General features: G+C 71.3%; 19 protein-coding genes and 1 pseudogene. 6 read left to right on the top strand and 14 right to left on the bottom strand.

The annotated features are described in order from the left end of the window. Window positions 1–26: 26 nt before the first annotated feature. Window positions 27–806: pseudogene (locus SALPAC4_RS26255) on the top strand (DMT family transporter); the annotation flags it as partial. 109 nt (window positions 807–915) lie between these two features. On the opposite strand, the gene SALPAC4_RS0107810 reads toward SALPAC4_RS26255, so the two are convergent. From SALPAC4_RS0107810 to SALPAC4_RS0107825, 4 genes are all read right to left on the bottom strand, one after another. Beyond that, window positions 916–3,891: an AfsR/SARP family transcriptional regulator gene (locus SALPAC4_RS0107810; protein ID WP_019869848.1), complete on the bottom strand. Its 2,976-nt coding sequence runs from the start codon at window positions 3,889–3,891 to the stop codon at window positions 916–918. A 190-nt stretch (window positions 3,892–4,081) separates the two neighbouring features. Continuing rightward, window positions 4,082–5,749 (bottom strand): fumarate hydratase, encoded by a 1,668-nt coding sequence (locus SALPAC4_RS0107815; protein WP_018737286.1) that lies wholly within the window; start codon window positions 5,747–5,749, stop codon window positions 4,082–4,084. 67 nt (window positions 5,750–5,816) lie between these two features. Then, window positions 5,817–7,136 (bottom strand): outer membrane protein assembly factor BamB family protein, encoded by a 1,320-nt coding sequence (locus tag SALPAC4_RS0107820; RefSeq protein WP_019869849.1) that lies wholly within the window; start codon window positions 7,134–7,136, stop codon window positions 5,817–5,819. Next, window positions 7,114–8,388 (bottom strand): MFS transporter, encoded by a 1,275-nt coding sequence (locus SALPAC4_RS0107825; RefSeq protein ID WP_019869850.1) that lies wholly within the window; start codon window positions 8,386–8,388, stop codon window positions 7,114–7,116. Before SALPAC4_RS0107825 ends, SALPAC4_RS0107820 begins: the two co-directional genes overlap by 23 nt. Before the next feature lie 65 nt (window positions 8,389–8,453). Here SALPAC4_RS0107825 and SALPAC4_RS0107830 point away from each other — a divergent pair, with 65 nt between their 5' ends. Continuing rightward, window positions 8,454–9,443 (top strand): ArsR/SmtB family transcription factor, encoded by a 990-nt coding sequence (locus SALPAC4_RS0107830; protein WP_019869851.1) that lies wholly within the window; start codon window positions 8,454–8,456, stop codon window positions 9,441–9,443. Here the strand turns inward: SALPAC4_RS0107830 and SALPAC4_RS0107835 are convergent. Next, window positions 9,398–9,964: an Lrp/AsnC family transcriptional regulator gene (locus tag SALPAC4_RS0107835; RefSeq protein WP_019869852.1), complete on the bottom strand. Its 567-nt coding sequence runs from the start codon at window positions 9,962–9,964 to the stop codon at window positions 9,398–9,400. The two genes, SALPAC4_RS0107830 and SALPAC4_RS0107835, sit on opposite strands and share 46 nt — an antisense overlap. 154 nt (window positions 9,965–10,118) lie before the next feature. Here SALPAC4_RS0107835 and hppD point away from each other — a divergent pair, with 154 nt between their 5' ends. The 3 genes from hppD (at window position 10,119) to hisC (ending at window position 13,501) form a co-directional block, all read left to right on the top strand. After that, window positions 10,119–11,324, top strand: coding sequence for a 4-hydroxyphenylpyruvate dioxygenase (gene hppD / locus SALPAC4_RS0107840; protein ID WP_019869853.1), 1,206 nt, complete (start codon window positions 10,119–10,121; stop codon window positions 11,322–11,324). Window positions 11,325–11,423: 99 nt separating this feature from the next. Then, complete coding sequence (locus tag SALPAC4_RS0107845; protein WP_027644293.1) at window positions 11,424–12,401, top strand: RDD family protein; 978 nt, start codon at window positions 11,424–11,426, stop codon at window positions 12,399–12,401. Beyond that, entirely contained in the window at window positions 12,398–13,501 is a 1,104-nt protein-coding gene (gene hisC / locus SALPAC4_RS0107850; RefSeq protein ID WP_019869855.1) for a histidinol-phosphate transaminase, read from the top strand. The genes SALPAC4_RS0107845 and hisC overlap by 4 nt, the downstream gene beginning before the upstream one ends. A 37-nt stretch (window positions 13,502–13,538) precedes the next feature. Here the strand turns inward: hisC and SALPAC4_RS0107855 are convergent, their stop codons facing one another. From SALPAC4_RS0107855 to SALPAC4_RS0107875, 5 genes are all read right to left on the bottom strand, one after another. Further along, complete coding sequence (locus SALPAC4_RS0107855) at window positions 13,539–14,789, bottom strand: outer membrane protein assembly factor BamB family protein (RefSeq protein ID WP_027644294.1); 1,251 nt, start codon at window positions 14,787–14,789, stop codon at window positions 13,539–13,541. A gap of 154 nt (window positions 14,790–14,943) precedes the next feature. Beyond that, window positions 14,944–15,414 carry an SRPBCC family protein gene (locus SALPAC4_RS0107860; RefSeq protein WP_019869857.1) on the bottom strand — a complete coding sequence of 157 codons (471 nt, stop codon included), beginning with the start codon at window positions 15,412–15,414 and terminating at the stop codon, window positions 14,944–14,946. A 97-nt stretch (window positions 15,415–15,511) separates the two neighbouring features. Beyond that, the gene (locus tag SALPAC4_RS0107865) at window positions 15,512–15,721 is read right to left on the bottom strand and encodes a DUF397 domain-containing protein (RefSeq protein WP_018740579.1); all 210 of its coding nucleotides are present in this window, start codon (window positions 15,719–15,721) and stop codon (window positions 15,512–15,514) included. A 193-nt stretch (window positions 15,722–15,914) separates the two neighbouring features. Next, window positions 15,915–17,111 (bottom strand): fumarylacetoacetase, encoded by a 1,197-nt coding sequence (gene fahA, locus SALPAC4_RS0107870; RefSeq protein ID WP_019869858.1) that lies wholly within the window; start codon window positions 17,109–17,111, stop codon window positions 15,915–15,917. After that, window positions 17,108–17,971, bottom strand: a complete 864-nt coding sequence (locus SALPAC4_RS0107875) for a hypothetical protein (RefSeq protein WP_019869859.1) — start codon at window positions 17,969–17,971, stop codon at window positions 17,108–17,110. The genes fahA and SALPAC4_RS0107875 overlap by 4 nt, the downstream gene beginning before the upstream one ends. Before the next feature lie 86 nt (window positions 17,972–18,057). Here SALPAC4_RS0107875 and SALPAC4_RS0107880 point away from each other — a divergent pair, with 86 nt between their 5' ends. Further along, entirely contained in the window at window positions 18,058–19,224 is a 1,167-nt protein-coding gene (locus SALPAC4_RS0107880) for a homogentisate 1,2-dioxygenase (protein WP_019869860.1), read from the top strand. Window positions 19,225–19,227: 3 nt separating this feature from the next. Here SALPAC4_RS0107880 and SALPAC4_RS0107885 read toward each other — a convergent pair whose 3' ends face one another. From SALPAC4_RS0107885 to SALPAC4_RS0107900, 4 genes are read right to left on the bottom strand one after another with little or no spacing between them, the layout of a single operon-like run. Further along, the gene (locus tag SALPAC4_RS0107885; protein WP_019869861.1) at window positions 19,228–20,253 is read right to left on the bottom strand and encodes a tetratricopeptide repeat protein; all 1,026 of its coding nucleotides are present in this window, start codon (window positions 20,251–20,253) and stop codon (window positions 19,228–19,230) included. Between the two features lie 10 nt (window positions 20,254–20,263). Next, window positions 20,264–20,749, bottom strand: a complete 486-nt coding sequence (gene ispF, locus SALPAC4_RS0107890) for a 2-C-methyl-D-erythritol 2,4-cyclodiphosphate synthase (RefSeq protein ID WP_018217440.1) — start codon at window positions 20,747–20,749, stop codon at window positions 20,264–20,266. Window positions 20,750–20,762: 13 nt separating this feature from the next. Beyond that, on the bottom strand, window positions 20,763–21,458 hold the full coding sequence (gene ispD, locus SALPAC4_RS0107895; RefSeq protein ID WP_027644295.1) for a 2-C-methyl-D-erythritol 4-phosphate cytidylyltransferase: 696 nt from the start codon (window positions 21,456–21,458) through the stop codon (window positions 20,763–20,765). Window positions 21,459–21,515: 57 nt separating this feature from the next. Beyond that, on the bottom strand, window positions 21,516–22,001 hold the full coding sequence (locus tag SALPAC4_RS0107900) for a CarD family transcriptional regulator (RefSeq protein WP_012015454.1): 486 nt from the start codon (window positions 21,999–22,001) through the stop codon (window positions 21,516–21,518). Between the last annotated feature and the right edge of the window lie 376 nt (window positions 22,002–22,377).

Consider the following 22,377-nt stretch of genomic DNA (forward strand, 5'->3'; position numbering starts at 1 on the left):
CGCCGCCGCGTCAAGGAGAGAGCATTTTGAGCCGATACTGGGGGATTCTGTCCGGCGTCGCGGCGATGACCTTGGTCGGCAGCTCGGCGGCTGTCCTCGCCGGGCTCACCGACTATCCGACGTTCGGCGGCCAGCTGCTGCGCTACGTCGGCGCGGCCCTGGTCCTGCTGCTGTTCATGCGCCTGCAGCGGGTGCCACACCTGCGCCTGTCGCCGCGCGAGGTAGTACGCCTGACGCTACTCGCCGGCACGGGCCTGGCCGGATTCAACGTCTGCTACGTGCAGGCCGTACGGCATGCCGACCCGTCCAGCGTCGGCGCCGTCATCGGTGGCGTTCCGATCATGCTCGCGTTCCTGGCTCCGCTGCTACGGCGTCGGCCCCCCAGCGGGCGGGTGGTAGCCGCCGCGATCGTGGTGACCGCCGGCGTGGTGCTGACCCAGGGCTACGGTGGCGGCAGTGCCACCGGGCTGGCGTGGGCGCTGGGGGCGCTGGCCGCCGAGGTGGCGTTCTCGCTGCTCGCCGTCCCGGTGTTACCGAGGCTGGGCCCATTGCGGGTCTCGACGTACGCGTCGGCGCTGGCGGTACCCGTACTGCTCATCGCCGCCGTCGTCGCCGACGGGCAGGGCGCCGTTCCCCTCCCGACCGCGGGGCAGGCGCTGGCGCTGGCCTATCTCGCCATCGTCGTCACCGCGCTCGCGTTCGTACTCTGGTACGGAGCGATTGCCCGGCTCGGCGCCGACCGGGCTGGGCTCGCCGCTGGCATCGCGCCGGCCAGCGCGGTCGCGGCCGCGGCACTGCTGGGCACCGGCCACCCCTCAACCGCGGACATCGTCGGTGCGATCGTCGTCGGACTCGGCGTGACCATCGGGTTGGCTCCCGCCCGAAGCTGGCCGGAGAACCAGTGCCCCGAGCCGGTCAGTCCAGCTCGGTCAACAGCCGCCGCACCTCGTGCCGCTCCGGCACGTCTACCTGGTCGAACAGGGCAAGCGCCTGGGTCCAGTACGCTCGCGCCGCACTCACGTCCGTCGACCGTAGGCAGCGGGCCATGCCGTCCAGGGCCCGCGCCTGCTCGTATCGATGGTTGATCCTCTGGGCGTCGTGCAGCACCCGGCGGAAGAGATCCAACGCGCTCGGCCGGTCCCCCTGCTGGGCGATCGCCCGAGCCAGCATGTTCCGCGTTCCGCACTGCCCGACGCGGTCACCCGCCTCGATCACCGCAACCAGCGCTTCCCGGTGCAGCGCCGCCGCCTCTTCGGGCCGCCCAGCCTCCCGCTCCATCAGACCAACTGCGTTGAGCATCTCGCCTTCGCCGTGCCGGTGTCCGATCCGGCGCTTGAGGCACAACGCCATCAGCAGCAGCCGCCGGGCCGGTTCAATGTCCCCCAGCCGGTGACGGATCGTCCCGACGTGCCCGATGGCATGCGAAAGCTGCCGCAGGTCACCGATTTGCCGGCTCACCAGCAGATGGTGACGGCTGAATCGCAACGCGTCACCATAGCGTCCCCAGCTGAGCAGGCTTTGCGTGATGTTGTTCAGAAGATTCGTTTTGGCTACGAAGTCTCCGTCGTGAGGTGACAGCTCCAGTGCCTCCTGGAAGAGCCGCATGCTGGCGCGGTATTCACCGTTGGCTGCCTTCAGGCTGCCCAGGTTATTCAAGGTGATCATGACTGCCGAGGTGAGCCCGAGCTGCCGTCGCAGGCTGAGCGCCTCTTCGGTAAGCCGGATGGCCGCTGCGAATCGGCCCAGCCGATAGTAGGCAGACGCAAGATAGTTGATGGTCGTAGCGACAGCCGCGTCGTCACCCAGCCGTCGCGCGGCGCGGAGCGCGACGGTGTGTGTGTCGATCAGGTCGTCCAGCTGGCCCCGCTCATAGTTGAACCCCCAGCAGGCGCGGGCCAGCTGCCAGCAGTGCTGCAGAAACCCCTCTGCCTCGGCGATGCGGGGCAAGGCAGTCAGCACCGTACGGTTCTCGTCGCACCACGCCCGGCCCTGCCCGACGCAACTGTCCACCAGGTCCGCCCGCGGCGCCTTCGGCGACATGAACTGGGCCCGACTCGCGGCCGTCTCGAACCGATCGGCGATCATCGCCGCCACGTACAGGTGGTGATCGAGGAGCCGTTCCAGGGCGGCGGAGCGCTCAGCCGCTCGACCGGGTTCGGCCAACAGGCGGTGGGCGTACTTCTGGACCAGGTCGTGGAGGCGGAACCGGCCCGGCCTCGGCTCCTCAACCAGATTGGCGTCGATCAACTCGTCGAGCAGGTCCCGGCTATCGGGTAGGAGCAGGTCGGCCAACGCGGCGGCGACCACGTTGTCGAAGTTGCTGTCCGGATGCACGCCGAGCAGTCGAAAGAGCCGCCGCGCGGGCGGTGAGACCTGCGCGTACGACAGGGCGAAGGCGCCGCCAACCGAACGCGGCCCGGCCGCGAACTCGGCCAACGGATCACGGGCTCCGGCCAGCCGTTCGACAAGGTCGACAATCCGCCAGCTCGGCCGATGCGCCAACCGGGCACCCGCCAGCCGGATCGCCAACGGCAGGAAGCCGCAGCGACGGATCACCTCCGCCGCCGCCTCCGGTTCGGCGGCGACCCGCTCCGGACCGGCCACCCGCCCCAGCAGCGTGACCGCCTCGTCCAGATCGAGAACGGGCAGGGACACCGGGTGGCCCACGTCCAGGCCGGCCAACCGCCGTCGACTGGTCACCAGCGTGAGGCAGGAACGCCCGGTGGGCAGCAGGGGTGCGACCTGATCGACGCTCGCCGCATTGTCCAGCAACACCAGCACCCGCCGGTCGGCGAGTTCGGTGCGCCACCGGACGAGACGATCCTCCAGGTCCACCGGAATCTGCTCCGCCGGAATACCGAGCTGCCGCAGCAAGGTCGCCACCGCCACCGCCGGGGTCAACGGGGTGCGTTCGCTGTGGCCGTGCAGGTCAATGTAGAGCTGCGCGTCCGGGTAGCGGTCGGCGAGGCGGGTGGCGAGGTGCACCGCGAGGGTGGTCTTGCCGCTGCCCGCCATCCCGTCGATCAGTTGAACCTGGGTGTCCCCCTCGTGGAACTGCTGGAACAGGTTCGCGACGATCTCCTGCCGGCCGGTGAAGTCGCTGATCGCCCTCGGCAGGCCCCGGACCGGGGTCGTGCTGGGTCGGGGTCCAATGGTGACCAGGTCCCCGGCCAGCACCCGCTGGTGCAGCTCCTGCAGCTCCACGCCGGGCTCGATGCCCAGCTCGTCGGCGTAGTGCCGGCGCCCGTCCCGGTAGACGACGAGGGCATCGGCCTGGCGACCGATGGCGGAGAGAGCCAGCATCAGTTGGCCCCGCAGGCGATCCCGGAGCGGATGTCGCGCGACCGCCTCGGTCAGTTCGTCGATCAGGTCGACGGCGTTGCCGAGCCGCAGCTCGACGTCAACGCACTCCTCCAGCGCCGTCACCCGTTGCTCGTCAAGCGTCTGGGCCCGGCCGCGTACGCTCCGCCCGGCGATGCCGCCCAGTGCCGGCCCCCGCCAGAGCGCGAGCGCAGCACGGAAGCGCCGGCGGGCGTCAGCCAGGTCGTCAGCGACTACCGCCGCCCGCGCGGCAGCAACCTCGTCGCCGAACACCTCGGCGTCGAGGTCACCGGGCGCGGTATGGACGCCGTAGCCAACCGGGTCGGTGACGATGAGGTCCGGGGACAACCCGAGGGTGACGAACCGGCGCCGCAGCCGGGACACACAGGTCTGCAGCTGGGCCCGGGCGGTAGCCGGTGGCTGCTCCTCCCAGACCGCGTCGACCAGCTCCTCCACCGGCACGATCCGGCCCGCCTGCAGTAACAGCATCGCGAGGATGGTCCGATCCCGACCCGCGGTAACGGTGGCCTCGCCACCGACCCGCAGCGGGCCCAGGATCCCAAACCGCATACTTCCACCCCTGCCGTACCTGCAACTTCCAGCAGGGTAGCTGTCGGCCTAAAACCCTTTTCGGATCCGGCGATAGCGCGGTGAGAGTGGATCAAGAGAGCGGCGGCTGACAATCAGGGTTGCATAGTCGAAGACACATTCGACGGGGGCGGTGCGCCCGTCCGGCCGTAGCCGAACGGGCGCACCGATGTCAGCGGCGGCCCACGGTGAGGACCGGCTTGGTCACCTCGGCGAAGAAGTCGTTGCCCTTGTCGTCGACCACGATGAAGGCCGGGAAGTCCTCCACCTCGATCCGCCAGACCGCCTCCATGCCAAGCTCGGCGTACTCGAGCACCTCGACATGCTTGATGCAGTCCTGGGCCAGCCGGGCCGCCGGGCCGCCGATCGAGCCGAGGTAGAAGCCGCCATGCTCCTGGCAGGAGCGGGTGACCTGGGTGGAGCGGTTCCCCTTGGCCAGCATCACCATCGAGCCACCGGCGGCCTGGAACTTCTCCACGTACGCGTCCATCCGGCCCGCCGTGGTCGGGCCGAACGAGCCGGAGGCGTAGCCCTCGGGGGTCTTCGCCGGGCCGGCGTAGTAGACCGCATGGTCTCGCAGGTACGCCGGCATCGACTCGCCGGCGTCCAGCCGCTCGGCGATCTTGGCGTGGGCGATGTCCCGGGCGACGACCAGCGGACCGCTCAGCGACAACCGGGTCTTGACCGGGTACCTGCTCAACTCGGCGCGGATCTCGTCCATCGGCCGGTTGAGGTCGACCCGGACCACCTCCGACGACTCCAGCTGGGACTCCGTCACGTCGGGCAGGTAACGGGCCGGGTCCGTCTCCAGTCGCTCCAGCCACACCCCCGACGGGGTGATCTTCGCGACCGCCTGCCGGTCCGCCGAGCAGGACACGGCGATCGCCACCGGGCACGACGCACCGTGCCGGGGCAGCCGGACCACCCGCACGTCGTGGCAGAAGTACCGGCCACCGAACTGCGCGCCGATGCCGAAATCCCGGGTCAGCTCCAGCACCTCGGCCTCCAGCTCCAGGTCACGGAAGCCGTGCGCGGTCATCGAACCCGCGGTCGGCAGCCCGTCGAGGTACTTCGCGGAGGCCAGCTTGGCGGTCTTCAGCGCGTACTCGGCGCTGGTGCCGCCGATGACGACGGCCAGATGGTACGGCGGGCAGGCCGCCGTGCCGATCAACCGCAGCTTCTCCTCCAGGAACTGCATCATCCGAGTCGGATTCAGCAGCGCCTTGGTCTCCTGGTACAGGTACGACTTGTTGGCCGAGCCGCCGCCCTTGGCCATGAAGAGGAACTTGTACGCGTCCGGCTGCCCGTCCGGATCCTCGGCGTAGAGCTCCACCTGCGCCGGCAGGTTGCTGCCGGTGTTGCGCTCCTCCCACATGGTCAGTGGGGCGAGCTGCGAGTAGCGCAGGTTCAGCCGGGTGTACGCCTGCCAGACCCCCCGGGAGACCGACTCGGCGTCCGTCCCGTCGGTGAGCACGTGCCGGCCCCGCTTGCCCAACACGATCGCCGTGCCGGTGTCCTGGCACATCGGGAGCACCCCACCGGCGGCGATGTTGGCGTTGCGCAGCAGGTCCAGCGCGACGAAGCGGTCGTTGGGCGAGGCCGCCGGGTCATCGATGATCGACCGGAGCTGCGCCAGGTGCGCGGGGCGCAGAAAATGCGCGATGTCGTGCATCGCCTCGGCGGTCAACGCGGTGAGCGCAGCCGGCTCCACAGTCAGGAATCGGCGACCACCGGGGCCGTTGACGACGTCAACGCCCTCGTCGGTGATCAGGCGGTACTCCGTCTGGTCCGAACCGGTCGGCAGCAGGGGTGCGTACGAGAAGGAGGCGGCACTGCTCATGAGCGGAAAGCCTAGGGCAGAAGAGCCGTCCGGTCCCACCCGCCGGGTAGGTCCTGGGACAGCCCTCTCACCCCGTCGGGTCGGTTGACTGGAAGGAGACGTACCCGATCTGCCGGCCCTCACCGATGACCATGCCGTTCGCTCCGGCCGCGAGCGCGTTCGCCGCCGTTCGGAGGTTCGCCAGCTCAGCGCCGGTACGCGGATCGAGCGCGACAAGCCGGGACGGATCCTGTTCGGCGAAGATCGCCGCGGACGGGGTGAGCGCCACCCGCGGCTCCCCCTCGGCGGGGCGAGTCCACCGGGTCTCGCCGCCGCCCAGTTCGCGGGCGGAGACCGAGCGCTTGTCCGCCGTGCGGACCAGGGCGTATCGATCGTCAACGGCGACGATCTTCGTGCCCGGGTCGGTGACCAGCAGCAGCCGGCCGTCGTAGGCGTCAAGGACCGCCTGCTTGCCGTCCGGCGACATCCCGATCAGCACGCTGCGGGCACCCAGCGGGTCCCGGCGCTGGGCGCATCCGATGGCGTCGGCGGTGCCGAAGTTGACGCCCGCCCGGTGCCAGGTCTCCTTCCCCAACAACGGGTCCCAGCCCGAGACGGTGTATAGACAGTTGCCCTCCTCGGAGCGGGCGGTGAGCCGCAGCATCCGGCCACCGACCACGGAGAGCCGCTCGTCCCGGCCGGGCTCGATGTCAACCAGCACCCGTCCGGTCGCGGTGTCCAACACGTGCACGCGACCGTCGACCGGAAACCCGAGCAACCCGGGTACCGGCTCGGGGCCGGAGACCCCGTCGTCGATCCGGACGGCCTCGATTCGCCGGGTGTCGAGCAGCCCCGGGTTGTCGCCGAGCAGGCCACTTCGGACACCCGGCAGATAGGCCGTCCACAGCGGGGTGTCCCCACGCGGATCCCAGGCGTGCAACGTGCAGTCGGTCGGGGCCGGGCAACGCGCGTCAATGAGCAGGTTCCGCCAGGTCCAGACCGCGACCGCGTCGTCGTCCCGCCGCCGGGTGGCACCGGTGACCGGGTCGAGCACCTCGTAGCCTCGGGTGAGGAGCTTGCCCACCACGACGACGGCGTCCTGCCCCGCACCGGCGACCGCCGACCAGTCGGCCTTGCGCTTCCAGAGCGGGGTGCCGTCACCGAGCCGTACCGCCTCCACCCGGGTGCGCTGCTCGACCACGACGGCCTCGCCGGCGATGGTGACGCTGCGCGGGGTGCCACCGACGCGTTGCTGCCAGACCACGCCCGGCCCGCCGATCGGGGCACTGCGGTTCACCCAGTCCCACACGCCGGGGAACGGGTTCCAGACACCGCTCACCGAGAGCACGACGACCGTCACGAGCCCGAGCAGCAACCAACCAGGCTTACCCAGGCCGCGCCCCTTCACCACCGGGACACGGTAGCCGCCCGCCCGGACCGCCGCATCCCGCCGCGCCCGCGTCCGGCGGGGCCAGCGTCCGCCAGAGCACCACCGTCGCGGTGAGCGACGCCACCCCGGCGAGCGCTATCACGGTACCGGGGGCGACCACCTCGCTCAACGCCCCGCCGGCCGCGGCGGCCAATCCCTGCCCCGCCATCATGCCGGTGCCCAGCAGCCCGAACGCCTGCCCCCGGCGGGCTTCCGGCACCGCATCGAGAAACCGCCGGGCCAGCCCGAGGTGGTAGGCGAAACCGGCGGTCGCGACCGTGAGCAGCACCACCGCCGGCCACTGGCTCGGCTCGGCCACGAAAGCCAGCAACGGCACGCCGAGCAGCAGCGCCAGCCACGGAGTCAACGCCTCCCGGCGGGCGGGCCCGACGAACCGTCCGACCAGCAGGTCGCCGAGGAGCATCCCGAAGGCACCGGCCATCAGCAGCAGGCCGGCACTGGCCGCCGGTTCGAGCTGGGCCGCGTACGGCACGAGCACGCCATCGGCCCCGACCAGCAGCGAGCCGGGAATCCACTGTGCCAGGAGCAGGCCGCGTACCCGCCGGTCGGCGAGGAGTATCCGGTTGACCCGCCAGGTCTCCCCGACGGCGCTTCCGGTCCCCGTCGCCACCCGGGGCGCTCGGGACGTCAGCCCGACCCGGGCCAGCAGGGCGGCGAGGAGGCAGGTGGCCGCCGTGAGCCAGAGCGCCCCGTACGGGCCGACCAGCCCGAGCAGCAGGCCACCGAGGGCGAACCCGGCCACCTGGGTGCCCCCGGCCGCCACGGTGAGCACCGACCGCCCCAACACGTACGCGTCGCCGTGCAGTATCTCCGGCAGCAGCGCGCTGCGGGCGGCGCTGCTGACCGGGGCGAGGAGTCCGACGACCGCGACCAGGCCGAGCATGGCCGGCGGGGAGAGCACGCCGAGCGCGAGCACCACGACCATGGCGAGCCGTAAGAGGTCGTAGCCGACGATGAGCCGCCGCGGCGGCCACCGGTCGGCGAGGGCGAGCAGGAACACCCCGCCCACCGCGTGTGGCAGGAACCCGGTCACGTACGCCAACGCGGCGAGCAGCCCGGAGCCGGTGCGCTCGTAGATCAGCACGGACAGGGCGAGCATCTTCACCGTCTCGCCGATCACGAACACGCTGTAGCCGCCGAAGAGCGCCCGGAACTCGGCGACGGCGAAGACCTCCCGGAAGGTGACGGGACGGGAGTCGGTAACGATCATTCGAGCAAGTGTGGGGAGTGAACCGGTGACGACCTATCCTTTCGTTCACCAGCGAAAGGAGCGGCATGCGGATCGAGGTGACCTCGGCGGACGTGGCGGTGAGCCGCTACGCCATCTCACCGCTCGGGGAGGCGATGTCGGCGCTGCGGCTCTGCGCCGGGCAGAACGAGGTCACCGGGCTGACCCCGTGGGTGACCCGGGCCCGCCCCGCCTTCGAGCAGCTGCGGCGAAGCATGCCGGCGATCGACGCGCTGTTGGCGTTGCAACGCCGGGGCGCGTACAACGCGGACTTCTACCAACCGCCGCCAGACGGCATGGCACGGGAATTCGCCGACGAACTCGCCCTGGTCCGGGCTACTCCGCTGGCGCAGGCCCGCGCCGAGTTGGCCCGCAACCTCGCCGGCCATCGCACCCCACCGGCGAACGCCCGTCGGATCTACGAATCGCCGGCGGTGGTGGACCGACTCGCCGACGGGATCGAGGCGGCCTGGGTCACGCTGGTCGAGCCGGAGTGGCCGCGACTGCGGGCCGTCCTGGAGCGGGACCTGCTGCACCGGGCGGGGCGGCTGCTCGCGTACGGCTGGGGCGCGGCGGTCGCGGACCTGGACCCCCGGCTGCACTGGGTGCCCGGCCCGGGCGTCGGCTATCTCGACATCGACGACCCGGACCCGCGAACGTACCCGCTGAGCGGGCACGGAATGCTCTTCGTGCCCACCGTCTTCGGCTCCCTGATGTACTACGTCGAGCAGCCCGGGCCGTACGCGATCGTCTACCAGGCCGCCGGGGTCGCCGAACTGCTCGGTCCCCCGGACCCGACGCGGCCGGTGGACGCGCTGGACCGGCTGGTCGGCCGGGGCCGCGCCACGGTGCTGCGGGCCCTGGTGGCCCCCGCGACGACCAGTCAGCTCGTCGCGCAACTCGGTCTGAGCCTGGGCGGCATCGGCGACCATCTGGCGGTGCTACGCGAGGCCGGTCTGGTGACCCGCGCCCGCGCCGGCCGGACGGTCCGCTACCGCCGCACCTCGCTGGGGGACGCGCTCGCCGAGAACGACTGACCGGACCCGGCGCCCTCCGTGGCCGGCGGCGACGTTGCCCGCAGCGCGGAACGGAGCAGGGGCAGGACCCGGTGCGGGATCTGCTCCGCCAAGGCGATGATCGTCGAGGTACGTCGGATGCTCTCGTGCGACACGATCTGGTCGATCACCCGTTGCAGGTCGGCGTTGGAACGGGCCACGATTCGGCAGAGCAGGTCACCGGAGCCGGTGATGGTGTGCGCCTCAAGCACCTCCGGGATCGCCGCCAGGTGGGCGACGACCGGATCGCGCCCGTGTCGTTGGCTGATCTCCAGGGTGACGAAGCTGGTCACCCCGAACCCGACGGCGGCCGGGGACACCGCGGGGCCAAACCCGTCGATCACCCCTCGGGCGACCAACTTGTCCAACCGCGCCTGCACGGTGCCCCGGGCCACCCCGAGGCGACGGGAGCACTCCAGCACTCCAATCCGCGGCTCCTCGGCGAAGAGCTCGATCAGACCAACGTCGAGGCTGTCCAGCTGGACAGAATGACCAGTGCTCATAGGTAAGGACCCTACTGCTTGTGCAACCTGACCAGGCTGATCAACAACAGTTGCCCAGTGATGGGGAGCACAGCGATATTCACGGGAAGAGCACGGCACTAACGGAACACGGCTGCGGCCCACCAGGCCGGCCGGTACGCGAGGGAGGGCCACCATGACCCAGGCGATCGACCGACCCCAGTCGAACGACGAGGTCAACGCCGACCTGCTGGTCGGCGCCGTTGACCACGACATCAGCCGCGACCCGTTCCCGGTCCGGGGACTGGACCACGTGCAGTTCCTGGTCGGTAACGCCAAACAGGCCGCGCACTACTACTCCACCGCGTTCGGCATGACCTGCGTGGCCTACCGGGGGCCGGAGCAGGGCTACCGGGACCACGCCCAGTACGTGCTGACCAGCGGTTCGGCGCGGTTCGTCCTCACCGGCGCGGTCCGCCCCGACGCGCCCGGCGCCGACCAGGTCGCCCGGCACAGCGACGGGGTCTGCGACATCGCGCTGGAGGTCCCCGACGTGGACGCGGCCTACGCGCACGCCGTCGCCCAGGGCGCGACCAGCCTGGCTGAGCCGCACGAGGTCAGCGACGAACACGGCACGGTCCGGCTCGCCGCCATCGCCACGTACGGCGACACCCGCCACACCCTGCTGGACCGCTCCCGCTACCACGGTCCGTTCCTGCCCGGCTACGTCGCACGCCGACCGATCGTCGACCGCCAGCCGATGATCGACGCCGGCGTCCAGCCGAAGCGCTTCTTCCAGGCGATCGACCACGTCGTCGGCAACGTCGAGCTGGGCCGCATGGACGAATGGGTCGAGTTCTACCAGCGGGTGATGGGCTTCACCAACATGGCGGAGTTCGTCGGCGACGACATCGCCACCGACTACTCGGCGCTGATGAGCAAGGTGGTCGCCAACGGCACCCGGAAGGTGAAGTTCCCGCTCAACGAGCCGGCGGTCGCCCGGAAGAAGTCGCAGATCGACGAGTACCTGGACTTCTACCAGGGCCCCGGGGCCCAGCACATCGCGGTGGCCACCAACGACATCCTGGCCAGCGTGGACGCGATGCGTGCGGCGGGCGTGGACTTCCTGGAGACCCCGGACTCGTACTACGACGACCCGGAGTTGCGGGCCCGGATCGGCGAGGTCCGGGTGCCGATCGAGGAGTTGAAGGCCCGCCGGATCCTGGTCGACCGGGACGAGGACGGCTACCTGCTCCAGATCTTCACCAACCCGGTGCAGGACCGCCCGACCGTCTTCTTCGAGCTGATCGAGCGGCACGGCTCGCTCGGCTTCGGCAAGGGCAACTTCAAGGCTCTCTTCGAAGCGATCGAACGGGAACAGGAGAAGCGCGGCAACCTGTGACAGACCGGTGGTTGGCGGCCCGCCCGGTGGCCACCACGGCTGCGCTGCCAACCACCGTCGTTAAGGTGTCCAGGTGAGCGAGCAGAACGAGGTGGCGCGGTGAGCGTCGCACCTGGCTGGTATCTGGACCCCGCCGACCCGGGCACCCGGAGGTACTGGGACGGCGAGGGTTGGCTCGGTGCACCCATCCCGGCCGAGGCCACACCCCCGGCGGGCCCGCCGCCGCCCGAGCCCGAGCCGACTACCCGGCCCGACGAACCCGAGCCCGACCCGGCTACCCGGCCCGGCGAGCCCAAGTCAGCGCCGGCTACCCGACCCGGCGAGCCCGGCCCAACCACCGGTCGGGCCGGCGCCGTGGGACAACACGCCCCGGTCGGGGCCGGCACCCCGTCACCGGGGTATGGGCCACCGCCGGGTGCGCCGTACCCGGGGACAGCCGGCGGGCCCCCACCGGGAGCGCCGTACCCGACGTGGCCGGGCCAGCAGCCCGAGCCGCGTCCGCACGGGCTACCGCTGGCCGGGTTGGGAGCCCGACTGGTAGCCCGCCTCATCGACATCACCGTCGTCCTCGCGCTGAACGTGGTGGTGAACTTCTGGTTCGTGTGGCAGTACATCCAGCAGATGTCCCCGCCGATCACCGAGGCCTGGCGCCGGATCGTTGACCAGGACACCACCACCGAGCAGCTACCGGCGGCAGGTGACCAGGCCGGCAGCCTCCAGATCGCGATTCTGTTGATCGCCACAGCGCTCTGGATGGCCTACGAGGTACCGTCAACGGCCAGCCGCGGACAGACCTTCGGCAAGCGGGTGATGGGCCTGCAGGTGCTACCGGTGAGCGCCGTCGCCCCGCTGGGCTTCGGGCGGGCGCTGCGCCGCTGGAACTTGCTCGGCCTGCCCACCCTGGGCTGGTTCTGCTGCATTGGCTTCCTGCTGCAGCTCATCGACTCCCTCTCACCGCTGTTCGACCGCCCGCTTCGGCAGGCCCTGCACGACAAGCGGGCGCAGACCGTGGTGGTTCAGCTACCCCGCACCCCCGTCCCGAATGACCGCCCCGCACCCCCGGGAGACACCTCATGACCGATACCGGACGACGCCGGCCGGCGCCCCGGCTCACCCGCGCCGACCTGGACGTACTGCCGAGCTACGTGCCGGGGCGCAGCCCGGCCGACCTGGCCCGCGAACTGGGCCTGCCCGAGGCGATCAAACTGGCCAGCAACGAGGTGCCGTACGGCCCGCTGCCCGGCGTGGTGGCGGCGGTCACCGAGGCCACCGCGGGCGCCCACCGATACCCGGACATGGGCGTGGTGGCGCTGCGCGCGGCCCTCGCCGAGCAGTACGGGGTGGACGCCGAGCGGATCGCCACCGGCTGCGGGTCGGTGGCGCTCGCCGATCACCTGGTCCGGGCCACCTGCATGCCCGGTGACGAGCTGATCTACTCCTGGCGCTCGTTCGAGGCGTACCCGATCATCGCGGCGACCAACGGGGCGACCAGCGTACGGGTCAGCAACGACGCCGGGCACGGGCACGACCTGACCGCGATGGCCGCCGCGATCACCGACCGCACCCGAATGGTCCTGGTCTGCAACCCGAACAACCCCACCGGCACCGCGGTACGCCGAGCCGAGCTGGAGCGCTTCCTCGACCAGGTCCCGGACGACGTGCTGGTGGTCATTGACGAGGCCTACCGGGAGTTCGTCACCGACCCGGAGGTGCCGGACGGCCTCAGTTATCTGGACCGACCGAACGTGGCGGTGCTGCGGACCCTGTCAAAGGCCTGGGGCCTGGCCGGGCTCCGGATCGGCTTCCTGGTCGCCCAGCCGGAGGTGGCCGCGGCCATCCGAAAGGTGGTCACGCCCTTCTCCGCCAGCGTGGCCGCCCAGGCCGGCGCGCTGGCGGCCCTCGCCCAGGCCGACGAGGTGCGGCGGCGCTGCGCCCTGGTCGTGGCCGAGCGGGGCCGGGTCACCGAGGCGGTCCGCAAGCTGGTCCCGGACGTACCGACCAGCCAGGCCAACTTCGTCTGGCTACCCCTGGGCGACCAGGCGGTGGAGTTCGGCCGGGCCTGCGAGTCGCGCGGCGTGATCGTACGACCCTTCCCCGGCGACGGAGTCCGGGTCACCATCGGCACCCCGGCCGAGAATGACGCCTTCCTCGCCGCGGCGGAGGCCGCGCTCGGCTGAGTCACGGCGTCCTGCCCGCCGCGAGCTGACGGTCTGCTCAGGTCGCGGCGAGCAGGACCGGACGCGAGGTGAGGAAGTAGCGCTGGTCGTCCGCCGCCGAGTCGACCGGGAGGCGAAGGCACTCCACCGCGAGGTAGCCACCGACCGCGTACACCGCGCCCGGGGCCCACGAGGTGCTGTCGGTGCCGAGCGAAAGCGTGAACCGGGATCGCTGATCCCCACTGGCCGAATCGTACGTGATCAGGCCATTGTTATCGGTGATCAGATGTACCCGGTCCGACTCCACCGCGAGTACCCGAGCCCCGCCCACATCCTCGTGCCGCCACTGCTCGCTCCCGGTCCGCGCGTCGCGCGCCACCAGGGCGCCATCCCGTACGCCCACGGCGATGTCACCGGCGAGCCGGGTGTCGGGCGCGTTCAGCACCGGTGCCGGCACCGGCTCTCCCGCGCCGAACAGCCAGCCCCGAGCCGCGTCGTCACCCGGGCCGACAGCCGTACGCAGGCCGGCGCAGCCGGATCGGCCCGAGCGGCAGCCGAGCGGGGTCACGGTCAGCACCTTCCCATCGCCGGGCGGGCTCCAGCGAGTAACGGCACCGGTGGCCGCGTCCCGGAAGTCGACGGTCGCCGCGGAACCGCAGGAGTCCACGCTGACCAGTTCGCCCGCCGTGGTGGTGCCGACCGCCTGCTGACACCCGGGCCGGACGTCGGACTGCCAGAGTTGCTGCCCGTCGGCCAGGTTCCAGCCGGCCATCGAATCCTGGCCGACCGAGAGCACCACCGCGGTGTCGGCAGCCGAGGCGACGAAGAGCCCCGCCGGGTTCCACACGGCTTCCGCACCGGTTCGCCGGGCCGCCGTCTCCTCCTCCGGCACCGGCCCCTCCGCCCGCCAGGAGATCTGGCCGGTACGCCCGTCCAGCGCCACCACCTGACCGTCCGACCAGCGGGTCACCACGATGTGGCCACTCGCCACCACTGCGGTCAGCTTGGCCGGCCAGCGGCGGTACGACCAGTACGGGGTACTTCGATGCTCGAACTCGACCGGCTCGTCGGCGTAGACGTGACGCTCGGCCGCGTACACCCGGATTCGGCCATCCACCACCAGCGGCGCCACCGGCAGCCGCGCGACGAGGCCGGGAGCCGGAGCTGCGGCGGTGGGGTATGCGCCAGCCGCCGGGGTGCTGACCTCGGCCGGGGCGAGCACCCGGAAAACCGTGGCCGCCGCCACCACCAGCACCACCACGACCGCCGCCACCACCACGAACAGCCGGCGGCCCGTCGGGAAAACCATGCGCACCTCCGCCCGGAACCCTACCCAGGGCACCGCGCCCGGCTGCGGCGTGGTTGCCGGACTGACATCCCGGCCAGCACAGATGGCCTGGCAGCGACGAAAACCGGCCGTGGTCGCACCGCCGGCGCCACCGGGTCGGCACCCCGGCCGTGGCCTACCGCAAGGCCACCGTGTCGGTGCGGGCGGCGGCGGCGAGCTCGGCGAGATCACGACGCAGCGCACCGGCGACCGCCCGAGCGGCCAGCCCACCGAGGAGGAACGCGACAATCCGGCCGCGGGCCCCGGCGGGGGTCGCCTCCTGGGTGACCGTGACCACCGTGTTGCGCTCGCCCCCGCACCGGGCCGGGCGCAGGGTCCAGGTCACCCGATAGTCAACCTCCGTGCCGGGCGAAGCGAGCACCAGCCGGTGTGGCGGCTCGGCCTCGATCACGACAAACTCCTCGATCAGCGCCGACCCGTCCGGTTGGGAGCGGACCTCCCGCCAGGCGGCGCCGGGGCCGAACTCGCCACGGGTCAGGGCCACGCGACCGAGGATGGCGTGGGTCTGCACGGTCAGGTCGGTGAGCAGGCGCCACACGTCGTCCGACTGCGCCTGGATGGACCGCATGACCGTCACCCGCGACATGCCACCTCCCGTGGCGTCGACAATACGTGCCGTAACCGTCGTGTGGGGTCCCACCGCGGGCTTTGCCGGAAAGCTGCCCTGCACCGCCCCACGCCGCTCAGTTACCGAGTTCTCCGGCCCGGACCGCCCGGATGAACCTCGACCATCCCGGACCACCCACCGCGAGGGCCGGACCGGATCTGTCCTTCGAGTCACGTACGGCCACCACGCCGAGCGCCTCGACCAGGTTGTCGGCCACCTCCACACAGAGGCCCTGGTCATTGGAGCGGCTGCTGGACCGCCACACCGCCCCTGGGAAATCGTTCATCCTTCACCCTCCTGTCGCCGTGCCGCCAACCGGTCACCGCTCCCGACTCGGGGAGCGGGCCCGTACCGCGTGGCGGCGGATCCGATCGATCAACGTGACAGCAGGGCGGCCCGGTCGGACGACCTGTGCGATCTGCCCGTACCGAGCGGAAAACCTCCGTCGGTACGGGCGGGGATGGAAGGGGTTTCGCCGGTCAGCGGGGGGCGACGACGGTGCCGGTGACCTCGCCGAGGCCCACCGTCGTGCCATCCGGGCCGGGCGCGGTACCGGTGATGGTGATGGTGTCGCCGTCGGCCAGGAAAGTACGCTCGCTGCCACCGACCCGGATTGGCTCCGCCCCACCCCAGGTCAGCTCGAGGAAAGAGCCGACCTGACCGCGCTCGGCGCCGGAGACGGTGCCGGAGGCGTAGAGGTCGCCGGTGCGCAGCGCGGCCCCGTTGACGGTCAGGTGGGCCAGCTGTTGCGCCGGCGTCCAGTACATGGTGGCGAACGGCGGCTCGCTCACCCGCTCGCCGTTCCACTCCACCGACAGCCGCAGATCCAGCCCGAGGTGGGGCTCGTCGCGCAGGTAGTCAGCGACCGGTGGATCCTGCTCCGGTGCCGGCACGAACGCCGCACCAAGCGCCTCCAGCGGCGTCACCCAGGCCGCGATCGAGGTGGCGAAGGACTTACCGAGGAACGGTCCGAGGGGCTGGTACTCCCAGGCCTGGATGTCCCGGGCGGACCAGTCGTTGACCAGTACCACGCCGAACACGTGGTCGGCGAAGTCACCGACCGGGACGCGGCTTCCCAGCGGACTGGGCACACCCACCACAAAGCCGACCTCCGCCTCGATGTCGAGGCGAACCGAGGGCCCGGTGACCGGGCCCTGCGGGGTAGCCCGCTGGCCGCACGGCCGGACGATCTGGGTGCCGGAGACCACGACGGTGCCGGCTCGGCCGTGGTAGCCGATCGGCAGGTGTTTCCAGTTGGGCAGCAGCGGCGGCTGGCCCGGCCGGAAGATCTGACCGACGTTGCTGGCGTGCTGCTCGGAGGAGTAGAAGTCGACGTAGTCCGCCACGTCGAAGGGGAGCTGAAGCTCCACGCCCGACAGTGGCAGGAGCAGCGGCTCGACCGCCGCCCGGTGGGCGCTGTCGGTGAGCAGCTCGACGATCCGCTGCCGCACTGAGGTCCACTGCGGACGGCCAAGCGCCATGAAGTCGTTCAACCGCGGGCGACCGAGCGTACCGGCGGCCAGCACCAGGCCGGCCTGCTCGGCACCGCCGAGGTCCAGCACACCGGTGCCGACGCGTACGCCCACCCGCGGCTCGCGGTCGACGGTGCGGAACACCCCGTACGGCAGGTTGTGCAGCCCGTACGGCGAGCCCTCCAGGCCGGTCACCCAGGTCATGCGTCAGTACCCCCGTTCACCAGCCCCAGCTGGATCAGATCGGTCAGTGGTTCCAGAACGCTGCACGAGCCGTAGCCGACCCAGAGCGGACGCGCCGCGTCTAGCCACTGCTCGATCGGCGCGAGCAACGGCCGTGGGTCGGTGACGCGGAGCAGCTCGGTGACCCGCTCCACCTCGGCGCCCCCGGCCGCGGCGAGCGCGGCGGCGAGCACGTTCGCGAAGCCGTGGTGGGTGAAGCCGGTCTCCCGGTCCAGGTGTCGCACCGCGTGATGCAGCCCGGCGGTCAGCTTGAACGGCAGCCCCCGCTGCTGGCACCCGTGGATTACCGCGGCCAGCTCGGCAGAGGTGGGGAAGAGCTCGGCGGCGAGCCCGCCGGTCCGGAACTTCGCGGCCACCGGCACCCCGGCGGCGCGGGCCTCAACCAGCCGGTCCAGCGCCCCCATCAAGCCGGAGGTCAGCGGAATCTCGGCGTAGACGGTGCGACCGGCGAGCCGCTCCGCCAAGGGTAAGAGCTTGGCCAGGCCCGGCTGCGGGTCCGCGCCGCGGGCGGCGACGGCGACCTCGACCTGCTGGACCGTGATGCCGGGGGGCACTGCGGCGAGGGCGGCCGGGAGGCCGGCTGGTCCGGTGTCTCCGATCAGCCCGACCACGAGCTCCTCGGCCGGATCGACCAGGCCCTGCAGCTCCCGATTAAGCACTGTGGAGGCGGGGACCAGGAGCGGGCCGACGAGTTCGGCGTACCAGGACGAGCGGTGCTGCCGGTGCGCCGGAACGGCATCGGGCAACGACGCGCTGCCGGGCGGGAAGACGGCGGCGTCGTCGACGAGGCCGGCGAGGAGTCGGGGCAGCTTCGTTGACACGAGACAACAATCTACGGGACGCTAAAGGAGCGGACAATAGCGTCCGATTTTCGGACACCCTGGATGATCTGCTCGGGGAGGGCGAGATGCCGTTCTACCGCCGCGTCGGCGAGGTGCCGCGCAAGCGCCACACCCAGTTCCGTCAGCCCGACGGCCGCCTCTACGCCGAGGAGCTGGTGGGCCAGGAAGGCTTCTCCGACGACTCCTCGCTGCTCTACCACCGGCACGCACCGACCGCGATCGTGGCCGCCGAGGAGTTCACCCCACCGGCGGTCACCTGCACGCCGAATCTCCCACTCAAGCCCCGCCACCTGCGCACCCACCAACTCGAGGGGGCCGGCGCCGACCCGGTGCTCGGCCGGCGCTACCTGCTCGGCAACGACGACGTCCGGATCGCGTACGTGCTGGCCGACCAGCCCTCCCCGCTGTTCCGCGACGCCACCGGTGACCACTGCCTCTACGTCGAATCCGGCACCCTGCGGGTCGAGTCCCCCTTCGGCCCCCTCAACGCCGTCGCCGGCGACTACGTGATCATCCCGACCTCGACCATCCACCGGCTCGTTCCCACCGGCACCGAGCCCGTCCGGCTGCTGGCGGTCGAGGCGGCCGGCCACATCGGCCCGCCCAAGCGCTACCTGTCGGTGCGCGGCCAGTTCCTGGAACACTCGCCGTACTGCGAGCGGGACGTCCGGGGACCGGACACACCGCTGCTCGTTGCCGGCGAGGACGTTGAGGTCCTGGTCCGGCACCGACGCGGCTGGACCCGGCACATCTACGCCAACCACCCGTTCGACGTGGTCGGCTGGGACGGGCACCTCTACCCGTGGGCGTTCTCCATCCACGACTTTGAGCCGATCACCGGCCGGATCCACCAGCCCCCGCCGGTACACCAGACGTTCCAGGGCCCGAACTTCGTGATCTGCTCGTTCGTCCCCCGCAAGGTGGACTACCACCCCGACGCGATCCCGGTGCCGTACAACCACCACAACGTCGACTCCGACGAGGTGCTCTTCTACACCGGAGGCAACTACGAGGCGCGGCGTGGCTCCGGCATCGGCCAGGGGTCGATCTCACTACACCCGTCGGGCTTCACCCACGGGCCACAGCCCGGGGCCGCCGAACGGTCGATCGGCGTTGACTACTTCGACGAGCTCGCCGTCATGGTCGACACCTTCCGTCCGCTGGAGCTCTGCGACGCCGCCGCGGCCTGCGAAGACGACGCGTACGCCTGGACCTGGGCGCGGCGCGGGTAGCCCTCAGCGCACCGAGCGGGCGAGCGCGGTGACGACGGCGAAGGCCGCCACCGCGATCGCCAGGACCAGCGGCCAGACCGTACCGACGAAGGTGTAGAGCAGTAGCAGCACCGGGGCCGCGGCAGTCGCGTACCCGGCCAGCGCCAACGGCCGGTCGGAGCGCAGCAGCTCCGGCAGGATCGTGCGGGCCACGCCGGGCAGCTTCGCCGCGTACCGCCACACCATCAGCGCGCCACCGAGGGCCGCCGCCGCCGCGACGGCCCGGGACAGCCCTGGACTACCCACCGCGAAGCAGGCGATCATCACCGCGGCGACCATGGACCAACCGGCACCGAACACGACGAGCTGACGAAGGCCGACCGAGATCGTCCGCACCGAATTGATCCGACCAGGGCTGATCGCCGCCGCGTCGGCGAGGTGCTCCAGCGCCTCGCTCCACCGGCGCTGTTCCAGCCGCATTACCCCGATGTCGTGCCGCGCCTCGGCGAGCTGCGGGTCGAGCCGCAGCGCTTCGGTGTACGCCCGCTCGGCCAGGTCATACAGCTGCAGGTTGGCCGCGACCAACCCGAGCACCAGATGCCCCGCCGGATCCTCCGGGGCCAACTCCACCCCCCGCCACGCCGCGTTCAGCGCCGGCTGACCATTACGCGAACCGGCCAGGATCGCCGCGCCGCTGCGCTGGGCGTACGCGTCCGCCGGCCCCAACGCGAGAATCCGGTCCGCGGTCCGAGCCGCCTCCCCGTGCTCGGCCAGGTCGGCCAGGGCCATCCCCCGAGCGACCAGGGCGGGGACCGAGTCCGGCGCGACCGCCAACGCGCGGTCGGCGGCGGTGAGCGCCTCTGCGGGCCGCCCCGCCGCGAGCTGCACCCGGGAGAGCTCGGTCGACACCGCCGCGTGGGCGGGATCAAGGGCGAGGGCGAACCCGAGCTCGGTGATGGCCTCGTCGTAGCGGCCGAGCTCGGCGAGGAGCTGGGCGCGCTGCAGGTATCCGTCGGCGGCAGAGCGGTCAGAGGTGGGTTCGCTGGACATCGCTGCGAGCCTAGGCGGCCGGGGCTGCGTAAACCAAGGCCACCGCGATCCCGGTCAGGCCCTCGTCCCGGCCGGGGAAACCGAGCCCGTCGGTGGTGGCGGCGGAGACACTCACCGGGGCGCCCACGGCCGCCGAGAGCACCTGCTGCGCCTCGGCCCGACGCGGCCCGATCTTGGGGCGGTTCCCGATCACCTGCACCGACACGTTGCCGATCGTGTAGCCGGCCGCCCGCACCCGACGGGCGCTCTCGCCGAGCAGGGCCACACCGGAGGCGCCGGACCACTCCGGCTGCCCCACCCCGAAGTTGGCGCCGAGATCGCCCAGGTCGGCGGCGGAGAGCAGCGCGTTGCACGCGGCGTGGGCGGCGACATCCGCATCCGAATGCCCGGCCAGGCCGTCCTGCCCAGGCCAGTGCAGGCCGGCGACCCAACAAGGCCGGCCGGACTCGAAAGCGTGCATGTCAACGCCGATGGCAACCCGCGGAACGATCACCATCCGAGGGTACGGGTCAGCGGTCGATCGCCAGCAGGTGCTCGGCCAACGCCAAATCGAACGGGCGGGTGACCTTCAGGGCGTGCTCGGAGCCGGGTACACAGACCACCGGCACCCCGAGCTTCTCGACCAGGCCAGCGTCGTCGGTGAGTGGATCGGTAGCGGCGGCGTGTGCAGTGGTCAGCACCGCCCGCCGGAACCCCTGCGGCGTCTGCACCGCCCGCAGCACGGAGCGATCGACCGTGCCGAGGACCTCTTCGCTGACGCCGACCTCCTTGATGGTGTCGACCACCGGCAGCACCGGGATCACCGCGTCGTGACCGGAGCGGACCGCGGCGGCGACCGACTCGACCAGCTCGGGTGGGGTGAGCGCTCGGGCCGCGTCATGCACCAGCACGATCTCCGGGCCGGCGGGGACCGCGGCGAGCGCGGCGGCGACCGAGGCCTGCCGTTGCGCTCCGCCCGGCACCACGGTGACCGGCGCCACCGGGGCCAACAGTTCGCGGACCGCACCCACCTCCGCCGCCGGGGCGGCCACCACCACCGTGTGCACCGACGCGGCGGCGGCGAGCCGACGAACCGCGTGCACCAGGAGCGGCTCCCCGCCCAGCAGCCGAAGGGCCTTCGGCTGGCCGGGACCCAGCCGTACGCCGGCACCGGCCGCAGGCACGAGGACCGCGACGTCACCGCGCGGATCAAGCTGCGCGGTCACGTCGCGGTCCTCGGTGAATTTCCTCATGGCAGATCGGGTACGACGATCAGGTGCGGATCAGGCTTCGGTCAGCACCTTGTCGAGCAGCGTCTCCGCCTCGTCCTTGGTGCTCTTCTCGGCCAATGCGACCTCACCAACGAGAATGTCCCGGGCCTTGGCGAGCATGCGCTTCTCGCCTGCGGAGAGCCCCCGCTCCCGCTCCCGACGCCACAGGTCGCGGACGACCTCGGCCACCTTCAGCGGATTACCGGAGGCCAACTTCTCAAGATTCGCCTTGTAACGCCGTGACCAGTTGGTCGGCTCCTCGGTGTGCGGAGCCCGGAGAACGTCAAAGACCTTGCCGAGGCCCTCTTCGCCGACCACCTCGCGCACACCCACGATCTCGGCATTCTCCGCGGGAACCCGGACCGTGAGGTCACCCTGCGCGACCCTGAGAACGAGGTACTGCTTCTCCTCGCCCTTGATGACCCGAGTCTCGATTGCCTCGATGAGTGCGGCCCCGTGGTGGGGGTAAACAACGGTCTCGCCGACACTGAAAACCATAGGTTCGAAACCCCTTTCGCTGTGTCTAGGGTAACACGCTCAGACACCGGTGTCTCACCGCTGCCCTGACTGTTGGCGCAGCTCAGGGGCCCTGTGAGAGGGATTTCTTCAGCTTGACAGACAGCCAGACCGAAGCAATGAACACGCTCCGTAACGGCAATATGCCGTTACGGCTGAGTGACGGAACCCGGGATCCAAGGCGATGCGCTCGACTCATGGTAGCCCGCACCGCGGACACTCGCCCATGCCTGGTGGGAGCGGGCCCGGTACGGCAGGCTGAACGAGAGCCCGCCGCCGGCTCGCCATGAATCCAGGGGGTTCGATGGGCAGGCCCGCCGCAGACGACGACTCCGACCTGCCGGACCTACCGCCCGAA

The sequence above is a fragment of the Salinispora oceanensis genome (genome assembly GCF_000383575.1).
GTDB lineage: Bacteria > Actinomycetota > Actinomycetes > Mycobacteriales > Micromonosporaceae > Micromonospora > Micromonospora oceanensis.